Below are 20,285 nucleotides of genomic sequence, written 5' to 3'. Positions count from 1 at the left end.
TGCTAGACATTGGCAAGTGCTTCTGCCAACTCGGTTTTTTTATTCCTGCTGAGAGGAATAGACCTTCCGCTAACTTCAACATTTTTACTGTTGAATTTTTCTATCTTCTCTAGATTCACAATGTAGGATTTGTGAATACGTAAGAATTTATCTTCCGGTAATTGCTGCTCAAATGATTTCATGGTAGACAAGATAACAATGTTAGCTTCGTCAGTAACTAGTTTAATATAGTCACCAAGAGCCTCTATCCATTTAATATCGTTTAAAATTACCTTACGTTTTTTAAGGTTGCTCTTTACGAATATATGCTCTTCGTCTTCTTGTACTTTATGTAGTTGCTCATATTTGGCTACCGCTCTTTTTACAGAAGCGTCAAATCTGGCAAGCGTAATAGGTTTGTGCAAATAATCGGTTACATCGTAATCAAATGCTTTAAGGGCATAATCTGGCTTACCTGTAATCAAAATTACTTGAGGACTGTTTTCTAAGGATTCGAGTAGGTCAAATCCACTGATGATAGGCATTTCAACATCAAGAAAAATAAGATCGATCTCGTTGTTCTTGATGCCGTTTTTGGCTTCAATCGCATTGCTGTACTCGGCCACCATAGCAAGATTGGGATGACTGTTTACAAGCTTCGCGACTGCCATTCGTTGCATGGACGAATCGTCTACGATAATACTTCTTAATTTCATAAATGGGTCGATTTGTGGGGTTAAATCATCGACAAAATACTAAAAAAAGCGGTTTAAATACAATAATATTGTAAAGTAGGTGTGCTTTTTTGTGTAATTTGTAATGACATAGGTTAAGATTTGGTTTTGTAAGATTTTAGGATTATCAAAGTATAACGAAGAAATTTCCGTTTTCTTGTAAAGTCTCATAAATATTCTTACTTTTGCGCTCCTAAAAAATATATATTTATGAACCATTACGAAACTGTTTTCATTTTGAATCCCGTGCTTTCTGATGATCAGATAGCGGAAACAGTTAAGAAATTTGAGGATTTCTTAATTAAGAATGGCGCCAAGATGGTCTCCAAAGAAAACTGGGGACTTAAGAAATTGGCCTATGCCATCCAACACAAGAAAAGTGGATTTTACCACTTGTTCGAATTTACTAACACTGGTGAAGTTATCACTCCTTATGAGCAAGAGTTCAAAAGAGATGAGCGTGTTATGCGTTTTTTAACAGTGAAGTTAGACAAGCACGCAATTGAGTGGGCTGAGAAAAGAAGAACAAGGTTAAAAGCTAAAGCTTAAGGAATTATGGCAACATTACAACAACAAGCAAAAGGAAAAAAAGACGGTGAAATCCGTTATTTGACTCCATTGAACATTGAGACCAATACTAAAAAGAAGTATTGCCGTTTCAAGAAATCAGGTATTAAATATATCGATTACAAAGACGCAGACTTTTTAATGAAGTTGGTAAACGAGCAAGGTAAATTGTTACCTAGAAGACTTACCGGTACTTCTTTAAAATATCAGCGTAAAGTGGCTCAAGCGGTCAAAAGAGCACGTCACTTGGCTTTGATGCCATACGTAGGAGATTTATTAAAATAAATTTAAGGCAAGATGGAACTTATACTAAAACAAGACGTAGAGCATTTAGGCTTTAAAGATGATATCGTAAACGTAAAGAATGGTTACGGTAGAAATTACCTTATTCCAAGAAACTTAGCTGCAATGGCTACTGCTTCTGCAAAAAAGGTATTGGCAGAGAACTTAAAACAAAGAGCTCATAAAGAGAAAAAAGTGGTTGATGCTGCAAGCAAAACTGCCGAGGCTCTTAAAGCTTTGGAAATGAAAATTTCTGCTAAAACAGGTGCTGCGGACAAATTGTTCGGATCTGTTACTACAATTGATCTTGCTGCCGCTCTTGAAAAAGAAGGTCACAGCATAGACAAGAAGTTTATTAGCATTCAAGGTGGTGCCGTTAAACGTACTGGTCCTTACAATGCACAAATTAGATTACACAGGGAAGTAATAGTAGATTTCCCTTTTGAGGTTGTTGCAGATAAAAAATAACGTTAATAGAACGTTAATAACCTAATGATAACTTAGAAGAGCTATGCTTGCATAGCTCTTTTTTTTTGCTCTATTTTTGTAAGACTAACTCAAACAGATGATTATGTCTTACAAAGTTCATTTAAGTCTTGTGCTATTTTTCACCTTCTTTAGCGCAATTTCACAAGTCACAACCTCCAACATGAGCGGTTCGGTGGTGGACGATCAAAACCTTCCTCTTTTAGGTGCAAACGTAGTGGTAGTGCACACTCCAACTGGCACTAAGTCTGGAGCCATTACTAATGAGGATGGCCTTTTTAAAATTCTTAACCTTAGAGTGGGCGGGCCATATACGGTAACCGTTTCTTATGTAGGATTTAAAGAGCAAAGCTTGGATGAAATCTATTTATCCCTAGGAAAAACATTTACTTTAGATGTTGTTCTTGCTACAGAAAGTCAGGCGCTTGATGAAGTAGTGGTTATTTCGGATCGTGGAGGAACATTTGGAAGTGATCGTACAGGTTCGGAAACAAGCGTTGGTAGAAGAGAGCTTACCAAATTACCAACTATTTCTAGGTCTGCGGAGGATTTTACAAGGTTAGAGCCGAGTGCTTCGGGTACCCCTGGTACTGGTGGTCTTTCTTTTGGTGGTCGTAATGACCAATACAACAACTTTTCTTTAGATGGTTCTTTCTTTGGAAATCCGTTTGGTTTGGATGCTTCAGGTCCAGGTGGTCAGACAAGTTCGCAGCCTATCTCTTTGGATGCGATTGACCAGATTCAGGTTTCTTTGGCGCCTTATGATGTAACTCAATCAGGATTTACTGGTGCTACGGTTAACGCGGTTACCAAAAGTGGTACAAATGAGTTTCACGGGAGTGTATATGGTTTTTTTAGAAATGAAAGCCTTACCGGAGGAAAGATTAGAGGAGAAGATGTAGTAAAGCCAGATTTAAAACAAAACCAGTATGGGGTTAGCATTGGCGGTCCAATAATAAAGAACAAACTCTTTTTCTTTGCGAATTTTGAACGTGATCAAAGAGATGATTTAGGAACCAGTGGATGGGTGCCAAATACTGGTTCAGGGGCAATTAACGAATCAAGGGTATTAGAAAGTGATTTGGTTACGGTACAGTCTGCATTGGCAGGTTTAGGGTATGATACAGGCCGATATGAAGGATTTACATACGGTGCTGAATCTACAAAAGGTATTTTTAAGTTAGATTGGAACATAAACGATAATCATCGTTTGGCGTTAATTTATAATTTTTTAAATTCTTCAAAAGAAAAGCCGGCTCACCCTACTGCTTTAGGTGTTAGAGGTCCAAATGTGCAGGTGTTGCAATTTGAAAATACGGGTTATGAGATAAATAATAATATCCAATCGTTCCAGATGGAGCTAAACTCTACTTTCGGGGAAAATGCAACAAATAAACTTCAGGTGGGGTATTCTCATTTTGATGATTTTAGAAATCCGTTTTCTTCTCCCATGCCCGCTATAACAATTCAAGATGGAGCTCAAAGTAATTATATAATTGCAGGTCATGAACCTTTTTCCATTAATAATACACTAGATCAAAAGGTCTTTCAGATTACTAATAATTTCAATTATTTCATGGGAAACCACACCTTTACGGTTGGGGCGTCCTTTGAAAAATTTCAATTTGATAATTCATTTAACCTAGGGGCTTACGGTTATGATGAAAACGGAGATTTTATTCAAGAAGTAGGGGCTTTTGCATCTTACCCTGACTTAGCAGCGTTTCAAGCAGATGTTGCAGATGGAACTCTTGCAGCGGCTTTGACCAATGCACAAAACATTTTTACAAATAGTAATGCTGCAGGTGTTGGTAATCCTGGTGGTTGGGCATTGGCAGAAACTAATGTGGGGCAATTTTCTTTTTACCTACAAGACGATTGGAGTGTGACACCGGATTTTAAATTAACCTACGGTGTGCGTTTTGACAAACCATTATATTTTGACACAGATGATAAGATTCAAGAAAATATAGCTAGAAAGCCATTTACGTTTGATCCAACTATTTCATATTTCAACCCACAAACCGATCAAGAAACCCTATTGGATTCTGAGTCGTTGCCTAACAATGACTTTCTTATTTCTCCTAGAGTTGGTTTCAACTGGGATGTTAACGGAAACCAAACTACTCAAATACGTGGTGGCAGCGGTGTCTTCACGGGTCGTTTTCCATTTGTTTGGCTAGGGAACCAAGTGCAGGGGTTAGATTCGTTTTTCTATCAAATCGTAGATCCAGATTTCAAATGGCCACAAGTATGGCGTACTAATATTGGTGCAGATCATAGATTTGATAGTGGTATTATTTTAACAGCAGATGTTTCGTATACTAAAGATTTAAATGGGGCTCATGTTCAGAACTGGGGATTGAGAAATCCTTCGGCAACTTTAAATGCTCCAGGCGATAATAGACCTATTTATGCTGCTACAGATAAAGGGAATAACGCTTATGTATTTACTAACTCAGATAAAGGAAGAATATGGAATGCTTCTTTAAAAGCACAGAAGACTTGGGATAACGGTTTATTTGCAAGCGTTGCCTATAACTATTTAAATGCACAAGATGTAAATTCTATTGAAGCAGAAATTACTGGCGATGCTTTTGATTTTAACCCTAATTTAGGAGATGCCAATCAAGATGTTTTATCTTACTCAAAATATGGGGATACGCATAGGGTAATCGGTGCTGCGGCAAAGCAATTCAATTATGGAAATAACAATAAGTGGTCTACCACTATTTCTACATTCTTTGAATACGCCCAAGGAGGAAGGTTCAATTATACCTATGCCGGTAACATAAATAACGATAGTTCATTTCAGAATAATGACTTATTGTACATTCCTACTAGTGCAGAAGTGCAACAAATGCAATTCTCAGGTGTGGGTCAGGCAGATGCTTTTGAACGCTTTATTCAGCAAGATGAGTATATGAGTGATAATAGGGGAGAATATTTTGATAGATATGGAGCACTTGCGCCATGGAGAGGAAAGTGGGATGTAAAGTTCCTGCAAGATTATCGTTTTAATGTATCAGAAGACAAAGTACATACTATTCAATTCAGCATCGATATTCTGAACTTTGGAAACATGCTTAATAGTGATTGGGGTGTTATTCAGCAACCTAATAGTCTTAACCCGTTATCTGTAACAGTAGATACTAATAATGTTCCTACCTATACTTTTAATGAACAACTTACAGAAACTTTTGGTTATGATTCAAGCTTGTTCTCTAGATGGCAGATGCAATTTGGTTTACGTTATATTTTCTAAAAACTAATTCATATTTTTTGAAACAAAGGCCGTACTTATCGTACGGTCTTTTTATTTTTGCAGAATGAAATATACGAGGCTTACAAAGCAGCAACTAGAAGAACTGCATCAAGAGTTTATAAACTTTTTGGCTACACAGTCCATTACAGGAGATGAATGGGAGGAAATCAAAACCAATAAGCCAGAAGTGGCCGAAGATGAAATTGATGTTTTCAGTGATTTGGTTTGGGAAGGTGTGCTTGCCAAAGTGGAGTATCTAGAGAATATTTCCGAAAAACAGATGCATCTTTTTCATTTAGCGGAAAAGGAAATGAAATTGATTTCTGTTAAGGTCATGAATCCTGCAATTGATTTGAATACTACAATTGGTTTTTCTTGGTTTAAAAAGAACTGGCAGTCAGATTTTGTAGAGTATTTAACTGCATCCAAGGCATATACGGAAGATAAAAATCTAGATAAGTTTCAGCTTATTCAGCAAGGGGCCGTTATCACCAAAGGAGACCTGTATCAATGGTTTGATAACGTCATTGAATCATAATACGTAAATCTACTTTACTTTATTGAAAATAGGCTGTTTGTTTATCTAGTAAACAAAGAGTGCCTCTTTCTAAAATTTTATATTTGCACCACAATTATATCTAATGGCACAAAAACCAAGCATACCAAAGGGAACAAGAGATTTTACCCCTTCCGAAGTCATCAAACGGAATTATATTTTTGATATCGTAAAAAAGCATTTTCAGACCTTTGGATTTCAGCCTATTGAAACCCCTTCTTTTGAAAACTCGGATACTTTAATGGGTAAATACGGTGATGAGGGTGATCGCTTGATTTTTAAGATTTTGAATTCAGGAGATTATTTGAATAAGGTTGATGATGCTTCATATACATCGAAGGATTCGAATTTGCTTACCTCTAAGATTTCAGAAAAGGCACTACGTTATGACCTAACAGTGCCTTTTGCCCGATATGTGGTCATGCACCAGAATGAAATAGATTTTCCTTTTAAACGCTATCAAATACAACCGGTTTGGCGTGCGGACAGACCCCAAAAAGGGCGTTTCCGTGAGTTTTTTCAGTGTGATGCAGATGTAGTCGGTTCCGATTCTTTATTACAGGAAATAGAATTTGTGCAGTTATACGATGCCGTTTTTACTGATTTAAAATTAGAAGGTGTCAATATCAAACTGAACAATAGAAAGATACTTTCCGGTATTGCAGAAGTTATAGGTGCACAAGACCTCCTCATAGATTTTACCGTTGCTTTGGATAAGTTGGATAAAATTGGTGAAGAAGGGGTAAAGAAAGAAATGGCGGAAAGGGGACTTACTCCTGAGGCAATAGCCAAAGTGGAACCACTTTTCTCACTTTCTGGAAGCAACCTAGAACAGCTTGAAGCTTTAAAAGAGCTTTTAAAAGATTCCGAAACCGGAAGCAAAGGGGTTGAAGAGCTTACTTTTATTGTGAGTACCATTGAAGAAATGGGACTTCAGTCCGCTAATCTTTCTATCGATGTAACTTTGGCACGTGGGCTCAATTATTATACGGGTGCTATTTTTGAAGTAGCGGCGCCAGAGGGTGTAAAAATGGGCTCTATAGGTGGCGGTGGTCGTTATGATGACTTAACGGGAATTTTTGGCTTAAAGGATGTTAGTGGAGTGGGTATTTCATTCGGTTTAGATCGTACGTATTTAGTATTAGAAGAATTAGGGCTCTTCCCAGAAAGTATTGATCAGTCTTTAGAGGTGCTTTGTCTGAATTTTGGAGACCAAGAAGCCTTGGCGGCTTTAAAACTTGTATCTAAATTACGGAAGAATCAAGTAAAAGCAGATGTATACCCATCAAACGTTAAAATTCAGAAGCAGTTTAAATACGCCAATAACAGAAAAGTACCGTATGTAATTTTGATTGGTGAGCAAGAGTTAGAAAATAATTCTTTTGTAGTTAAAAACATGGCAGAAGGTTCTCAAGAAGAGTATAATTTGAATGAAGTGGAGGCTTTTGTAAAACGTCTATCATAGTTCAGTATTAAACTGGTAGGGGAGTACTGCATCATTTTTATTTATCTTTGGTTTTGTCCATGTCTGTTGAAGCGATTTTTAATTGCATAATAGATAAGAATCGTTTTCAATATAATAACAATCAACCTAGTAACTTTAGAATACTATGACAAATAAAAATAAACTAACCGGAAAAAACATTCTAATTACTGCTGGCGCTCAGGGCATTGGTGAGTCAATCACTAGACACTTCATTGATAGTGGTGCCAATGTTGCAATTCATTATTTTTCTAGCTCCGATACTGCAAACAAATTGGTGGAATATGCAATTAGCAAAGAGCAAAAGGCAATTGCTATAAGTGGCGACTTAACCAAAGAAGCCGATGCCAAGGCAATGGTGGAAAAAACAGTAGAAGAATTAGGGGGCTTGGATGTACTCGTCAACAATGCAGGTTCTCTGGTGGCCCGTAAAATGCTGAGTGATATGGAAGCTGATTTTTGGCATAAGGTTATGGATATCAATATGACATCTATGATGTTCGTGACACGCGCCGCAGCTCCTTTTTTAGCAAAAAATAACAATAGTAGTATTGTTAATTTAGCATCTCTTGCTGGCCGTAAAGGCGGGCATCCTGGGTCGCTCGTTTATTCTACAAGTAAAGGTGCCATTTTAACCTTCACAAGAGCACTCTCAACAGAATTGGGAGGACAGGGTACGCGTGTTAATGCAGTAGCTCCAGGTCTTATTCTTGGCACTTCGTTTCATAATACGCATACTACAAAAGAATCTGCAGATGCTACAACGGCGGGTATTCCAATTCAGCGCGCAGGTAATGCTGCAGACGTAGCCCGAGCGGTTTTATTTCTAGCTTCTGAATATGATGGTTTCATTACTGGCGCTACATTAGACATCAATGGCGGTGTTTATAATATGTAATGATTTGTAATCAATCGTTTAAACACATTACCACCGGAAGATAATTAGCTTCTGGTGGTTTGTTTCTAAAACTCAAATTATGCTAAAGACTCCAGTAATACATCCGACAATCATGGAGGCGCTTGCGCGTTCAGGTCATTTTGCACAAGTTGTAATTGCAGATGGTAATTTGCCGGTAGGTGCTATGACAGGCCCTAATTCTGTTACTGTACATCTTAATTTTCGTCCTGGACTGTTAGATGCGCTTACAGTTTTAGAAGGTATACTAGAAGTTTGTCCCGTTCAAGGTGCAATTGTTATGGAAAAACCTGCAGAAGCAAATGCAGAAATACACGATGCTTATAAAAAGTTATTGGGTGATGTTACATGGGATGAGATGGAACGTTGGGCTTTTTATGATAAAATAAGAAATCCTAATACTACACTAATCATTCAAACAGGAGAGCAGCGCCGTTTCGCAAATTTAATACTTACGGTTGGTGTTGTTAAAATGGCAGAAGAGCGTGGTTTTTAGTGAGTAGCTTTTTTTTTATAACTGCCATTTATTATAATCTGTTTTTTATAGCCTTAACTATAGCCCTATAGTATTCTGTACTATGAGGAACATATTTTTGCAGGTGGGCAAGACCCCATATTTCTTGCGAGAATTGAACAAGTGAAATTAAAGAGAGGTCTTCTACTTCACTTTCTTGTTTTGTAAGTTTGTGTAATGGCACTTTAAGCTCACATAAAAAAGCGTGATGATATTCGCAATCCAATAAATTTTCAGAATGTCTGTGAATAGATTTAAAAACACCTATTTTTTCTAGTGCTTCCGGAGTAATGGTCAGCCCTATTTCTTCCTCAATTTCACGAACTGCGGAAATTTCAATATCCTCTCCAGCACCAATATGTCCGGCAACAGAGACATCCCAGAGCAGAGGGAAGACATCTTTTGTTTTGGACCTTTGTTGAATTAGAACTCGGCCATCCATCGTGTAGAACCAAACATGGACGGTAGGGTGAAACCATCCTTTACGATGTGCTTCAGATTTCATTGCCGTTTTGTTCGTGTAATTTCCGTCGGAATCTAGTATATCAATTAGCTCGTCCATAATAAAAAAGAAACCCTCCTTTTTAGGGAGGGTTATAATTGGTTTTAATCGAAATAACTAAAAGTCTCTCCTTCTTTTATGGTCAGGAGTGTTTCGTAAATCAATTTAATTACATTTTCTACATCATCTCTATGAACCGTTTCTACGGTGGTGTGCATATAACGCAACGGTAATGATATAAGTGCAGAAGCTACACCACCGTTACTATAGGCAAAAGCATCGGTGTCAGTTCCCGTAGCTCTGGAAGCCGCCATACGCTGAAAAGGAATTTTATTTGTTTCAGCAGTATCAAGGATGCGTTCGCGTAATTTATTCTGAACTGCTGGAGCATAGGAGATTACAGGTCCTGAACCTATTTCAGTATGGCCTTGTGTTTTTTGATCTATCATTGGTGTTGTCGTATCATGACATACATCTGTAATGATAGCTACGTTTGGCTTTATGGTCTGTGTTATCATCTCTGCGCCACGAAGACCTATTTCTTCCTGAACAGAGTTGGTAATGTATAGTCCAAAAGGTAACTTCTTTTTATTCTCATGAAGCAAACGTGCAACTTCCGCAATCATAAAACCACCAGCACGGTTATCAATAGCACGACAAACAAATTTATCGCCGTTCAATACTTGAAACTCGTCTGGATAGGTGATAACACATCCTACATGAACGCCCATTTTTTCCACTTCCTCTTTATCTTTGGCACCTATATCAATAAAAATATTGTCCAATTTAGGAGGTGTTTCTTTTCCTTTATCGCGCGTGTGAATGGCAGGCCATCCAAAAACTCCTTTAACTATTCCTTTTTTCGTATGAATGTTCACCCATTTAGAAGGGGCAATCTGGTGGTCACTACCACCGTTTCTAATTACGTACAACAGTCCGTTATCGCTAACATAGTTCACGTACCAAGAAATTTCATCTGAGTGGCCTTCTATTACAACCTTGAATTTGGCGTCCGGGTTAATGACTCCAACAGCTGTGCCGTAAGTATCAGTAATGAACGTGTCTACATATGGTTTTATGTAATCCATCCATATTTTTTGACCTTCCCATTCATAGCCTGTAGGAGCCGCATTGTTTAAATATTTTTCGAAAAAATCCAATGATTTTTTGGTAAGAATTTTCTTTGTAGCCATTAAGTTTATATTTGAATACGAATTTACTAATATTCACTTTTATTTAATAATAAGCAGACCTATTTATCGTTAATTTGGCAAGGCTTTTGTATAATGGCGGTTATGAAAAAAACACTCTTGTTTTTATTTTTTGTTCACTTCCTGTTTTTGGGGTATTCCCAGATAGAAGAACAACCTTTGGATTCTGTTACGGAAAAGATGATTATTGTTGAGGGTGATTCTATTTTTAGAAACTCTATAGATCTGGATGAAGTGTATCTGTTTGGTAAACTGAAGTTTAGTTCTTATAAAGATAAATTACGGTATTATATTCTTAGAAGAAAAACCTTAAAAGTATATCCTTATGCTAAATTGGCCGCGGAACGTCTTGAGGAGTTGAATGATAGCATTACAAAAATAAAGAAAAGGAGACATCAGAAAAAGTACACCAAAGAGATTCAGAAGTTTATTGAAGAAGAATTTTCTGAGGAATTGAAAAAATTGACACGTACCGAAGGTCAAATTCTAGTAAAGCTAATTTACAGGCAAACCGGAGAGACTGCATTTGAGTTAGTGAAGGAACTTCGTAGTGGTTGGCGTGCATTTTGGTACAATACCACGGCTAGCATGTTTAAAATAAGCTTAAAGGAGCGGTTTCAGCCGGATCAGGTGCATGAAGATTACCTCATAGAGGATATCCTGCAAAGGGCGTTTGCTGAGTTTAAATTGGAACGTCAAGAATCGGTTTTAGATTATGATTATACACAACTAAAGGATAAGTGGGGTCACGCTGGTAAAGAGAACTAAATGCTACTTGCTGCTATTCTTCTTCCCGAATAGCGATTCCATAATGAGCTGTAAGCTATAGAAAGCCATACCAATAGCTGCAATGGCAAAAATAAATCCTAAAATAAGAACTGGCCAATACAAAGGGTGACCTTCATTTTTAAATGCTTGATAAATGACACCAGGAGCCAAGAACATAAGGGCAATGGTATAGGCAATATGTTTAAGCCCTTTTACGAGCAAGTCTTTATCGGTTCTCTTTTGAGACATTTTGGGTACTCTTTTAAGTGTTTTGAGGGGTAAAGTTATTCAATTGTGATGGATTTATCGAAAGTTTGGCAGACTGCAAAATACCCTAACGCAAAATTTTCCTGGTCCACAACGTCCGCTAAGTTGTCTAAGTCTGACAAGTCTTCAACATCAGTTACATTAAAGATGTTTCCTTGCACTGTGGCCGATGGGGTTTGAAAAGGGCCTTGGTCACCGCCGGATTGAACAATAAGTTGATTCATATAATTGTAAAAAGACCTATCCACACCAAGAATGCTTATGTCTATTTCCATGCCGTCTTTGACATCGTCATCATAAAAATAGGAGAATTCAAAGGTGCTTCCTGGGTAAAAAGTATCTTCGGTAACTAGATATTCATTAAAATCAAAATCGAATAGATAAAAATCTGTTCGGTTGGGTTGGTCGTCAAACGCTACAATTATTTCAGTTTCTTCTCCAGAAAAAAGAGTAGCATCGCCCTGTACCAGTTTTCTAATGGGAACAGATGGTACATAAGTGGTTCTGGCCGCATATTTAGAGCCATCATATTCTATATAAAGAACTAATTCGCCAGAGGTCATAAAATCTATAGTGGTTTGACTTTGATATACGCCGCTACCAATAAAAGTCTCAAAGAGTGCTATGGTCTCCTCAGTTTCAAGATTGGTTATGCTAATTTGTTCAAGTTCCGCAGGTTCTATGGATTCAAAAAAGTTACTTGAAGCGCTTACCTTCACCTCGGCATAATAGGTAGAAGAAGCCTGGGTGGTATCTATTCGCATTAACGCATCTACGGTAAGCCTAGACTTATCCGTAGGAACGTCTACATCTATAACATCTTCACAAGCTGTAAAAAGAAGGAACATACAGAGTATATATATCAATTTTTTCATAGCCTTAAAATTTAAAATTATAGGTTACCGCAGGTACAACACCAAAAATAGAGGTACGGACCGCTTCATTGACCCCCGTATCTTCGTTACGACTAAAACTTATGGAAGCCGCATTCCTGCGGTTGTATACATTGTAGATACTAAAGACCCATTCGGTCTGCCATTTTCTATTTCTATTCTTTTTTGGGGTTAGCGTGGCAGAAATGTCCATGCGGTGATAAGCGGGCAATCGCTCTTCATTTCTTAGGCCGTAATAAGGAACGGTCAATCCTTGAAAGTTGAATTGACCAATAGGGTAATTAGTGGGTTGTCCGGTCTGGAAAACAAAATTGGTATTGAAATTCCATTTTTCATTAAGGTCATAGCTGCCGTAAAGAGATACATCATGGGTTTTATCATAAGGTGTGTTATACCATCCTCCTGCGTTAATTCCACTTTCTTTAAACATAGTACCGTCATTTAGCTCAATGGTTCTTCCAGGTGTTCTTTGTTCGGATTTTGATAGGGTGTATGCCAGCCATCCTTGAAATTTGCCTTCGTTTTTTCTAAATAGAAATTCTAGCCCGTACGCCCGTGCTTCTCCATTTAAGATAACCTGTTCAATAGCATCATTGGCTATTAAGTTAGCGCCATCTATATAATCAATACGATTATCTACGTCCTTATAGAAAGCCTCCGTTTCAACAGAATAATCACCTTCTTTGAAATTTTTAAAATACCCGATAGCATACTGGTCCAAAAGTTGGGGTTTTATGAACGGTCCGCTAGGTGTCCAAACATCCAGTGGAGTAGGGGAACTTGTATTGGATAATAAATGTAAGTATTGTGCCAAGCGGGTGTAGCTAGCTTTTACTGAACTTGTGTTGTTAATGGTGTAGGCTAGCGAAATACGGGGTTCTAAATTATTGAAAGTTGCCAAGCTGCCACTTTTCTTTACACTATAGGTATCGATAACGAGTCCTTCTTGGTACACATTTAAAACCGGGTCAAAATTAACGGGACTGTCATTGAAATACACATTTACTTCATCTTGACCTAAACGAACGAAATTACTAAAACGAAGTCCGTAATTAAGGCTCAGGTTTTTTGTAATATCATGCTCAACATCAATGTAAGCGGCAAACTCATTTGCATATTTTTGGGTTAATTGCTCTTCAACAATGCCTGAATCTTCATTACTGGGCTCTATTTTACCAGGGTTAAAGCGATAATAAATATTGTTGATGCCATAATTGATTTGAAACTTGTCGTTCACATAGTGTTTTAAGTCGTACTTAATATTGAAATTTTCAATGCCAGAATTCCAATCGAAACCTACAAAGTCTAATTTTAGACCGTAATAATAATTCGAATAAATTAAAGAAAGGTTGGAGAAGAGTTTGTCCGAAAACAAGTGATTCCATCTGAAGTTTCCAACGGCATTTCCATAGGTGTTCACAAAGCTATCACTAATACTGAAGACATCACGGCCAAAATACCCCGACAAAAAAATACTATTGCTATCATTAATATTGTAACTGAGTTTGGTATTCAAGTCGTAGAAGTAGGCCGTATTGTCTACGTCAAAAAGTGGTAGGAACAAATGGGCATACGAGGCGCGACCACCAACCAAAAAGGCTGCTTTGTCTTTCTTTATAGGACCTTCTACCAATAAACGGCTGGCTACGGCACCAATACCACCGTTTACCTTAATTTTTTTGCTATTGCCCTCTTTCTGAAAAATATCAAGAACGGAAGAAACTCTTCCGCCATACCGTGCAGGGATACCCCCTTTGTATAATTTGATGTCTTTTATGGCATCTGGATTAAAAACCGAGAAAAATCCGAATAAATGCGAAGAGTTAAAAATTGTAGCTTCATCTAGTAGAATTAAATTCTGGTCTACCGCTCCACCACGAACATTAAAACCAGAAGAACCTTCACCGGCATTGGTTACGCCCGGTAGCAAAAGAATGGATTTGATAACGTCTGCCTCTCCTAAAATAACGGGAATTTTTTTGATTGTACCCACCGAAAGAGAGTTCACGCTCATCTGAGGCTTGCGCACATCCATTTTCTCAACATCTTCGGTAACTATAACTTCTTGTAATTGTTCCGCGGACTCTTGTAACGAAAAATTCATTTTTTGGTCCGAATCCAAAGTTATGGTCTGGACAATATCTTGAAAACCCAAGTAGGATACTTGTAGTTGGTATTCGCCCTTTGGAATAGTTATGGAATAAAACCCATATTCATTTGTGGTAACACCCGTTTGTAGTTCGGGAAACGCAATAGTAACTCCAATAAGGGTTTCGTTACTGGAGGCTTCGGAAATGGTACCACTTAAAGTATGCCGCTGCTGAGCGAATGTGGATATGGAAAAAAATAGGAAAACTGATAAAATGACCTTTTTGAGTGGGTTCATCTAAGAAAGCAATTTTTGATAAATGTAACTAGAAAAACTCCTGCGAGAAAAACGTTAACAGTATTTTAGAATGAAAAAGCCCCTACGTCTGTAGAGGCTCTTTTTTCTATCTTGAAATTATAAGAATTAGATTGTATCTAAAATAGAATTGAAAGTTTGGCTGGGTCGCATTGCCTTAGCAGCAAGTTCTTGGTTTGGTTTGTAGTAGCCACCAATGTCTTGAGGTTGGCCCTGAGCCTTTATCAACTCATCTACGATGGTTGATTCCTTACCTTCAATAACTTCAAATACTTTTTTGAAAGTAGCTTGTAGCTCTGCATCTTTGGATTGGTTAGCTAAGGCTTCTGCCCAGTACATTGCCAAGTAAAAGTGACTTCCTCTTGTATCTATTTCCTTTACCTTTCTTGAAGGCGACTTATCATTGATCAAGAATTTTTCGGTTGCGCTATCCAAAGCATCGCCTAAAATTCTAGCTTTTTCGTTTTTGTTCTTTTCGCCATAAAAATCAAGTGAAACACCAAGGGCAAGGAATTCTCCTAAAGAATCCCATCGTAAATGGCCCTCTTCTAAGAATTGCTCAACATGTTTTGGAGCTGAACCACCCGCACCAGTTTCAAAAAGACCTCCACCGTTCATTAAAGGAACAATAGAAAGCATTTTTGCACTAGTTCCTACTTCAAGTATAGGGAAAAGGTCAGTTAAGTAATCTCTAAGCACATTTCCTGAAACAGAAATAGTGTCTTTACCTTCTTTCATTCTCGCAAGTGTAAACTCGGTAGCTTTCTTAGGAGAAAGAATACGAATGTCTAACTCGGATGTATCATAATTAGGTAAATAAGCATTTACTTTTTTAATAAGCTCAGCATCATGGGCGCGATCTTCATCTAACCAGAAAACGGCAGGGTCATTGGTAGCTCTAGCTCTTGAGACGGCTAGTTTAATCCAATCTTGAATGGGAGCATCTTTTACTTGACACATACGCCAGATATCTCCTTCTTCAACAACATGTTCTTCTAGAGTTTTCCCGGAATTAACATCAACGACTTTTACGGTACCCGCTGCGCTAATTTCAAAAGTTTTGTCGTGAGAACCGTATTCTTCGGCTTTTTGAGCCATAAGACCTACGTTAGGTACAGTGCCCATAGTAGTAGGGTCAAAAGCACCATGTTTTCTACAGAAGTCAATTGTTGCAGAGTATATTTCAGCATAACTGCTATCTGGTATAACCGCTTTGGTATCTTGGGCTTTACCTTCAGCATTCCACATTTTACCTGAGTTACGAATCATTGCAGGCATTGAAGCATCAATAATAATATCAGAAGGAACATGAAGGTTGGTAATACCTTTATCGGAATTTACCATAGCCAAATCAGGACCTTCGCTTATAGCTTTTTTAATATCTTTTTCTATTGCTTCTTTTTGATCGGCTGGCAACTCATTAAGTTTGGTAAACAAGTTTTCCAATCCATCATTTGCGCTAATACCTATAGTTTTAAAAGTGGAAGCATGTTTGGTGAATACGTCAGCAAAGAAAACTTCAACGGCATGTCCAAAAATAATTGGATCGGAAACCTTCATCATGGTAGCTTTCATGTGAAGCGAGAACAATACACCCTTATCTTTAGCATCCTTAACCTGCTCTTTTAAGAATGCTACAAGAGCATTCTTGCTTAATACAGTTGCATCTATGATTTCGCCCTCTAGAAGGCCTAATTTATCTTTAAGGACAACAGTGTTACCGTCATTCTTTACTAATTCTATTTTTATATCAGTAGCTGATGGTAATGTCAACGATTTCTCGTTGGCTTTAAAGTCACCATGATTCATGGTAGCTACATGGGTTTTTGAATCAGGGCTCCAAGCGCCCATAGAATGCGGGTTTTGCTTTGCATAATTTTTTACGGCTCTTGGCGCTCTCCGGTCAGAATTCCCTTCTCTAAGAACCGGGTTTACCGCGCTACCTTTAATTTTGTCATATCTGGATTTAATATCTTTCTCAACGTCATTAGAAGGTTCATCTGGATAACTAGGCAAATTGTACCCATTATCTTGTAATTCTTTGATGGCTTCTTTTAATTGAGGAACGGAAGCACTAATATTTGGAAGCTTAATGATGTTAGCTTCTGGCTTTTTAGCCAAGGCGCCTAACTCTTCTAAGTCGTTGGCTATTTTTTGATCATCTTTTAGAAAATCAGGGAATACAGCTATTATTCTTCCAGCCAAAGAAATGTCTTTGGTCTCTATGGTGATACCAGCAGTTTTAGTAAATGCTTTTACAATTGGTAAAAATGACTGTGTAGCTAAAGCTGGAGCTTCATCTGTTTTTGTATAAAAAATTTTGGACATGTAAGGAAAGGTTTAATTTAAGCGGAGCTAATATACGATTTTATGTATTCTTGTGAGCAAAAGATAGCAGGTTGTTCGTCGCTGTTTTGTATAGGGAGGTTTTTTAACAAAAACATTGAGAATAAAGAAAAAAAAGGGCAAAACAAAAGCCATATCATTGTACATGTACATTGATATGGCTTTTTAGAAACTGATATAGCAAACTTTCTTCCCTGTTCTTCTGACAGATCGGCAACCATTGATTGCATTCGCATCACAATTTCAACGTTTGAGATGAATTGTACTTAATTATCGAACCAAGCTACAACTTATATCTCTTCTCATTGTTTACACAGTCTTTGTGCATATTTCCTAGACTTACGTCTGTTGAATATTTACAAATATGTTCACATAATCATTTCTCAAAAAGCGACAGCCCTTTGTTGATATGTTCGTTTTGCTAAATGGCGTACTCTGAAATACATCTTTAAACATTTATAAAACCTAAACAATACTATAAAGAACGCTAACTCTATAACAATTCTGGAATCTATCTTCGACAGATATTTTCTTTTATTGTTTTATAAATGTAGGAAAAATAGTTCGAGCCACCAAAATATTTAACATATTAGAAATCAACATATTATGAACTTTGGTTATTAACAATTGTTTATAACGCAAAAATCCCGCGATTGCGGGATTTTTTAATATTATGTATGCTTGGTTTAAGAACGAACCTCTTTGATACGTGCTTTTTTACCAGTAAGGCCTCTAAAGTAGAAGATACGAGCTCTACGTACTTTACCTTTTTTGTTAACTTCAACTTTCTGTAAAGCTGGCATATTGATTGGGAAAATACGCTCTACACCAACTGTACCTGACATTTTACGGATTGTAAAAGTCTCGGTAGAACCAGAACCTCTTCTTTGGATAACAACACCTCTAAAGAACTGAGTACGTGTTTTTTCACCTTCCTTAATTTCGTAGTACACAGTAATAGTGTCACCAGCTGAAAATTTTGGGAATTCTTTTTTTGGAACAAACTCGTCTTCTACGAATTTTAATAATTCTTCCATGATATTTTTTTAATGAAAAATGGTTACGTTATGGTCAACATTCACGATTTTCGTCAGAGGTTAATTTAACAGGGTGCAAAAATAGTGTTTAATTTAGAATAGACAACGTATTTTGTTGATTTTTTGCAGTATAGAAGGTGAGTAATTTTATTTTAGCAAATCCGGTCTACGTTCTTCCGTTCTTTTTTGGGCTTGATCTTCTCTCCACTTTTCTATTTTAGGAAAGTTACCGCTTAAAAGTACATCCGGTACTTTCATACCTTTGTATTCAGAAGGTCTGGTGTATACGGGAGGCGCAAGGAGGTCATCTTGGAATGTATCCGTCAAAGCTGACGTTTCATTGTTCAAAACACCTGGAATTAATCTAATAACTGCATCGCAAAGAATAGCAGCACCTAATTCTCCACCGGAAAGAACATAATCTCCTATTGAAATTTCACGCGTAATAAAGGCATCTCTAATTCTTTGGTCCACTCCTTTGTAATGACCGCAAAGAATAATAACATTATTGAGTAATGACATGCCATTGGCTATTCTCTGGTTTAAGGTTTCGCCATCTGGTGTCATGTAGATGACTTCATCATAGTCTCTTTCTGCTTTTAATGCAGAAATACACTTGTCAATGGGTTCTATCATTAGTACCATACCAGCTCCGCCACCAAATTGGTAATCGTCTACTTGGTTATAGCTTTTGTCTGTGTAGTCTCTTATATTGTGCATATGCACTTCAACAAGACCCTTGTCAATAGCTCTTTTTAATATAGATGCTCCAAACGGACTTTCTAGCAATTCGGGCAAAACGGTAATGATATCAATGCGCATTTTAAACTTGGACTATAAATTGGTGGGCCAAAAGTAGTGAAAAGAGTGCGAATCTTTTTTCCAACCTAGCTTTTCGTATAGCTTTTGTGCGGGATTATCAACTGCGGTTTCCAAAGCCAGACCTTTAAATCCGTTGGTACTACAGAATTCCTGTGCCGTGTTCAACAAAGCGGCACCAACTCCTTTCTTTCGGTTGGATTCATTTACATAAAGGTCATTCAGTATGTAATAGCTTTTCATGGAAACGGAAGAAAATGTAGTGTACAACTGCGTGAAGCCTGTAGGTTGTTCATCTACAAAAGCAATGAATACAATAGATTCAGATCTAGACAGACGTTCTTTTAGAAATAAACGGGCTGCGTCTATATCTGAGTTTTGCTTGTAAAATACCCTATACTTATCGAACAGTGGTACTAAGACATCAAGATGAGTTTCGTTTGCTAGTATGATTTTCATAATGCCCTAAAATAAAAAAAAGCTCCGTGAGGAGCTTTTTTAGTTATTTCTGTTTCTTGTATTTGTTTATCTCGTCTTGCAGCTGCCTACTAATTTTTTGCTCTCTTTCTAAAGCCCTTCTGCGGTGGTCTTCGTACTCAGTTTCAAGTTCAGATAGATTAGTCTTGGCTTCTTGCGTTAATATATTACTGTTTCTAAATCTATAGATAAAGAAAAGTAATAAAGCCAAAAGTGAAAAGATAACCGTCCAAAGAATACCGTTATAGGTACTTTTTGCAACCATAATACCCAAGAACGACATGCTGTCTTTTTCTTCAGTTACACCTGCAAGGTTGTTGGTGGTTTCTTCTAGTTTTTTGTTAAGTGAACCTATTGTAGATTCATGACCTCCAATAGTAGCCTTTAGTTCTCCAGCTCTCTTATTGTATCCTTTTAAGGAATCAAGAACGTTTTGACGAAGCTTTTCTAAAGATATAGTACGAACAACTTCATACTTCTTTCCATCTGAACGGTAATTACCGGATTTGGTGAAAATATATTCAAATTGACTATCTATAGGACCTCTATCGAGGGATAAAACATCTTGAGTTTCTTCCTCTTGGGCAAATTGTAGGTTGCATGCTAATAAAGCCGTTATAAGTAACAGGATTCTAAAGCCTTTCATGTTGGAGTGATTCTTTGAATTAATGAATTAGAGGCGACTAAAGTAATTCAATAATATCAATTAATAAAAGAAATCGGGGAGAAGGTTGCTATTAGGTAGGAAATACCTTCAAAAAAGCGGCAAACTTATCCTT

General features: G+C 37.4%; 20 protein-coding genes. 9 read left to right on the top strand and 11 right to left on the bottom strand.

Translation table 11 applies throughout. The features are described from left to right. Nucleotides 1–2: 2 nt before the first annotated feature. On the bottom strand, nt 3–695 hold the full coding sequence (locus tag IWC72_RS18910; RefSeq protein ID WP_194527733.1) for a LytR/AlgR family response regulator transcription factor: 693 nt from the start codon (nt 693–695) through the stop codon (nt 3–5). Between the two features lie 228 nt (nt 696–923). Here IWC72_RS18910 and rpsF point away from each other — a divergent pair, with 228 nt between their 5' ends. The 8 genes from rpsF to IWC72_RS18870 all read left to right on the top strand — a co-directional run bounded on the left by rpsF (nt 924) and on the right by IWC72_RS18870 (nt 8,764). After that, on the top strand, nt 924–1,262 hold the full coding sequence (rpsF, locus tag IWC72_RS18905; protein WP_194527732.1) for a 30S ribosomal protein S6: 339 nt from the start codon (nt 924–926) through the stop codon (nt 1,260–1,262). A 6-nt stretch (nt 1,263–1,268) separates the two neighbouring features. After that, the gene (rpsR, locus tag IWC72_RS18900; protein WP_013991412.1) at nt 1,269–1,565 is read left to right on the top strand and encodes a 30S ribosomal protein S18; all 297 of its coding nucleotides are present in this window, start codon (nt 1,269–1,271) and stop codon (nt 1,563–1,565) included. Nucleotides 1,566–1,577: 12 nt separating this feature from the next. After that, nucleotides 1,578–2,030, top strand: a complete 453-nt coding sequence (gene rplI / locus IWC72_RS18895) for a 50S ribosomal protein L9 (RefSeq protein WP_194527731.1) — start codon at nt 1,578–1,580, stop codon at nt 2,028–2,030. Between the two features lie 103 nt (nt 2,031–2,133). Further along, the gene (locus IWC72_RS18890) at nt 2,134–5,313 is read left to right on the top strand and encodes a TonB-dependent receptor (RefSeq protein ID WP_194530865.1); all 3,180 of its coding nucleotides are present in this window, start codon (nt 2,134–2,136) and stop codon (nt 5,311–5,313) included. A gap of 64 nt (nt 5,314–5,377) precedes the next feature. Beyond that, nucleotides 5,378–5,851: a DUF6495 family protein gene (locus IWC72_RS18885; RefSeq protein WP_194527729.1), complete on the top strand. Its 474-nt coding sequence runs from the start codon at nt 5,378–5,380 to the stop codon at nt 5,849–5,851. A gap of 103 nt (nt 5,852–5,954) precedes the next feature. Continuing rightward, complete coding sequence (gene hisS, locus IWC72_RS18880; protein ID WP_194530864.1) at nt 5,955–7,334, top strand: histidine--tRNA ligase; 1,380 nt, start codon at nt 5,955–5,957, stop codon at nt 7,332–7,334. 145 nt (nt 7,335–7,479) lie between these two features. Next, the gene (locus IWC72_RS18875) at nt 7,480–8,250 is read left to right on the top strand and encodes an SDR family NAD(P)-dependent oxidoreductase (protein WP_194527727.1); all 771 of its coding nucleotides are present in this window, start codon (nt 7,480–7,482) and stop codon (nt 8,248–8,250) included. Nucleotides 8,251–8,329: 79 nt separating this feature from the next. Beyond that, on the top strand, nt 8,330–8,764 hold the full coding sequence (locus IWC72_RS18870) for an RbsD/FucU domain-containing protein (RefSeq protein ID WP_194527726.1): 435 nt from the start codon (nt 8,330–8,332) through the stop codon (nt 8,762–8,764). Nucleotides 8,765–8,795: 31 nt separating this feature from the next. Here IWC72_RS18870 and IWC72_RS18865 read toward each other — a convergent pair whose 3' ends face one another. Beyond that, entirely contained in the window at nt 8,796–9,344 is a 549-nt protein-coding gene (locus IWC72_RS18865; RefSeq protein ID WP_194530863.1) for an NUDIX hydrolase, read from the bottom strand. A gap of 44 nt (nt 9,345–9,388) precedes the next feature. Next, nucleotides 9,389–10,477 (bottom strand): M42 family metallopeptidase, encoded by a 1,089-nt coding sequence (locus IWC72_RS18860; protein ID WP_194530862.1) that lies wholly within the window; start codon nt 10,475–10,477, stop codon nt 9,389–9,391. A gap of 102 nt (nt 10,478–10,579) precedes the next feature. On the opposite strand from IWC72_RS18860, the gene IWC72_RS18855 reads away from it, so the two are divergent. Further along, on the top strand, nt 10,580–11,263 hold the full coding sequence (locus tag IWC72_RS18855; RefSeq protein ID WP_194530861.1) for a DUF4294 domain-containing protein: 684 nt from the start codon (nt 10,580–10,582) through the stop codon (nt 11,261–11,263). A 3-nt stretch (nt 11,264–11,266) separates the two neighbouring features. Here IWC72_RS18855 and IWC72_RS18850 read toward each other — a convergent pair whose 3' ends face one another. The 8 genes from IWC72_RS18850 to IWC72_RS18815 form a co-directional block, all read right to left on the bottom strand. Continuing rightward, the gene (locus tag IWC72_RS18850) at nt 11,267–11,512 is read right to left on the bottom strand and encodes a DUF6095 family protein (RefSeq protein ID WP_194527722.1); all 246 of its coding nucleotides are present in this window, start codon (nt 11,510–11,512) and stop codon (nt 11,267–11,269) included. 35 nt (nt 11,513–11,547) lie between these two features. Next, complete coding sequence (locus IWC72_RS18845) at nt 11,548–12,405, bottom strand: DUF4249 family protein (RefSeq protein ID WP_194527721.1); 858 nt, start codon at nt 12,403–12,405, stop codon at nt 11,548–11,550. Between the two features lie 4 nt (nt 12,406–12,409). Continuing rightward, nucleotides 12,410–14,809 carry a TonB-dependent receptor gene (locus tag IWC72_RS18840; RefSeq protein WP_194530860.1) on the bottom strand — a complete coding sequence of 800 codons (2,400 nt, stop codon included), beginning with the start codon at nt 14,807–14,809 and terminating at the stop codon, nt 12,410–12,412. A 126-nt stretch (nt 14,810–14,935) separates the two neighbouring features. Next, nucleotides 14,936–17,155, bottom strand: coding sequence for an NADP-dependent isocitrate dehydrogenase (locus IWC72_RS18835; protein WP_194530859.1), 2,220 nt, complete (start codon nt 17,153–17,155; stop codon nt 14,936–14,938). A gap of 704 nt (nt 17,156–17,859) precedes the next feature. Further along, a complete protein-coding gene (gene rplS, locus IWC72_RS18830) occupies nt 17,860–18,210 on the bottom strand; it encodes a 50S ribosomal protein L19 (protein WP_194527718.1) in 351 nt (116 codons plus the stop codon). Between the two features lie 147 nt (nt 18,211–18,357). After that, a complete protein-coding gene (gene trmD / locus IWC72_RS18825; protein ID WP_194530858.1) occupies nt 18,358–19,032 on the bottom strand; it encodes a tRNA (guanosine(37)-N1)-methyltransferase TrmD in 675 nt (224 codons plus the stop codon). A gap of 12 nt (nt 19,033–19,044) precedes the next feature. Then, entirely contained in the window at nt 19,045–19,488 is a 444-nt protein-coding gene (locus tag IWC72_RS18820) for a GNAT family N-acetyltransferase (protein ID WP_194527716.1), read from the bottom strand. A 43-nt stretch (nt 19,489–19,531) separates the two neighbouring features. Further along, nucleotides 19,532–20,152, bottom strand: a complete 621-nt coding sequence (locus tag IWC72_RS18815; protein WP_194527715.1) for a tRNA (guanine-N1)-methyltransferase — start codon at nt 20,150–20,152, stop codon at nt 19,532–19,534. Nucleotides 20,153–20,285 lie beyond the last annotated feature (133 nt).

This window comes from Zobellia roscoffensis (genome assembly GCF_015330165.1).
GTDB lineage: Bacteria > Bacteroidota > Bacteroidia > Flavobacteriales > Flavobacteriaceae > Zobellia > Zobellia roscoffensis.
This window is presented reverse-complemented; position numbering and strand designations above follow the sequence as displayed.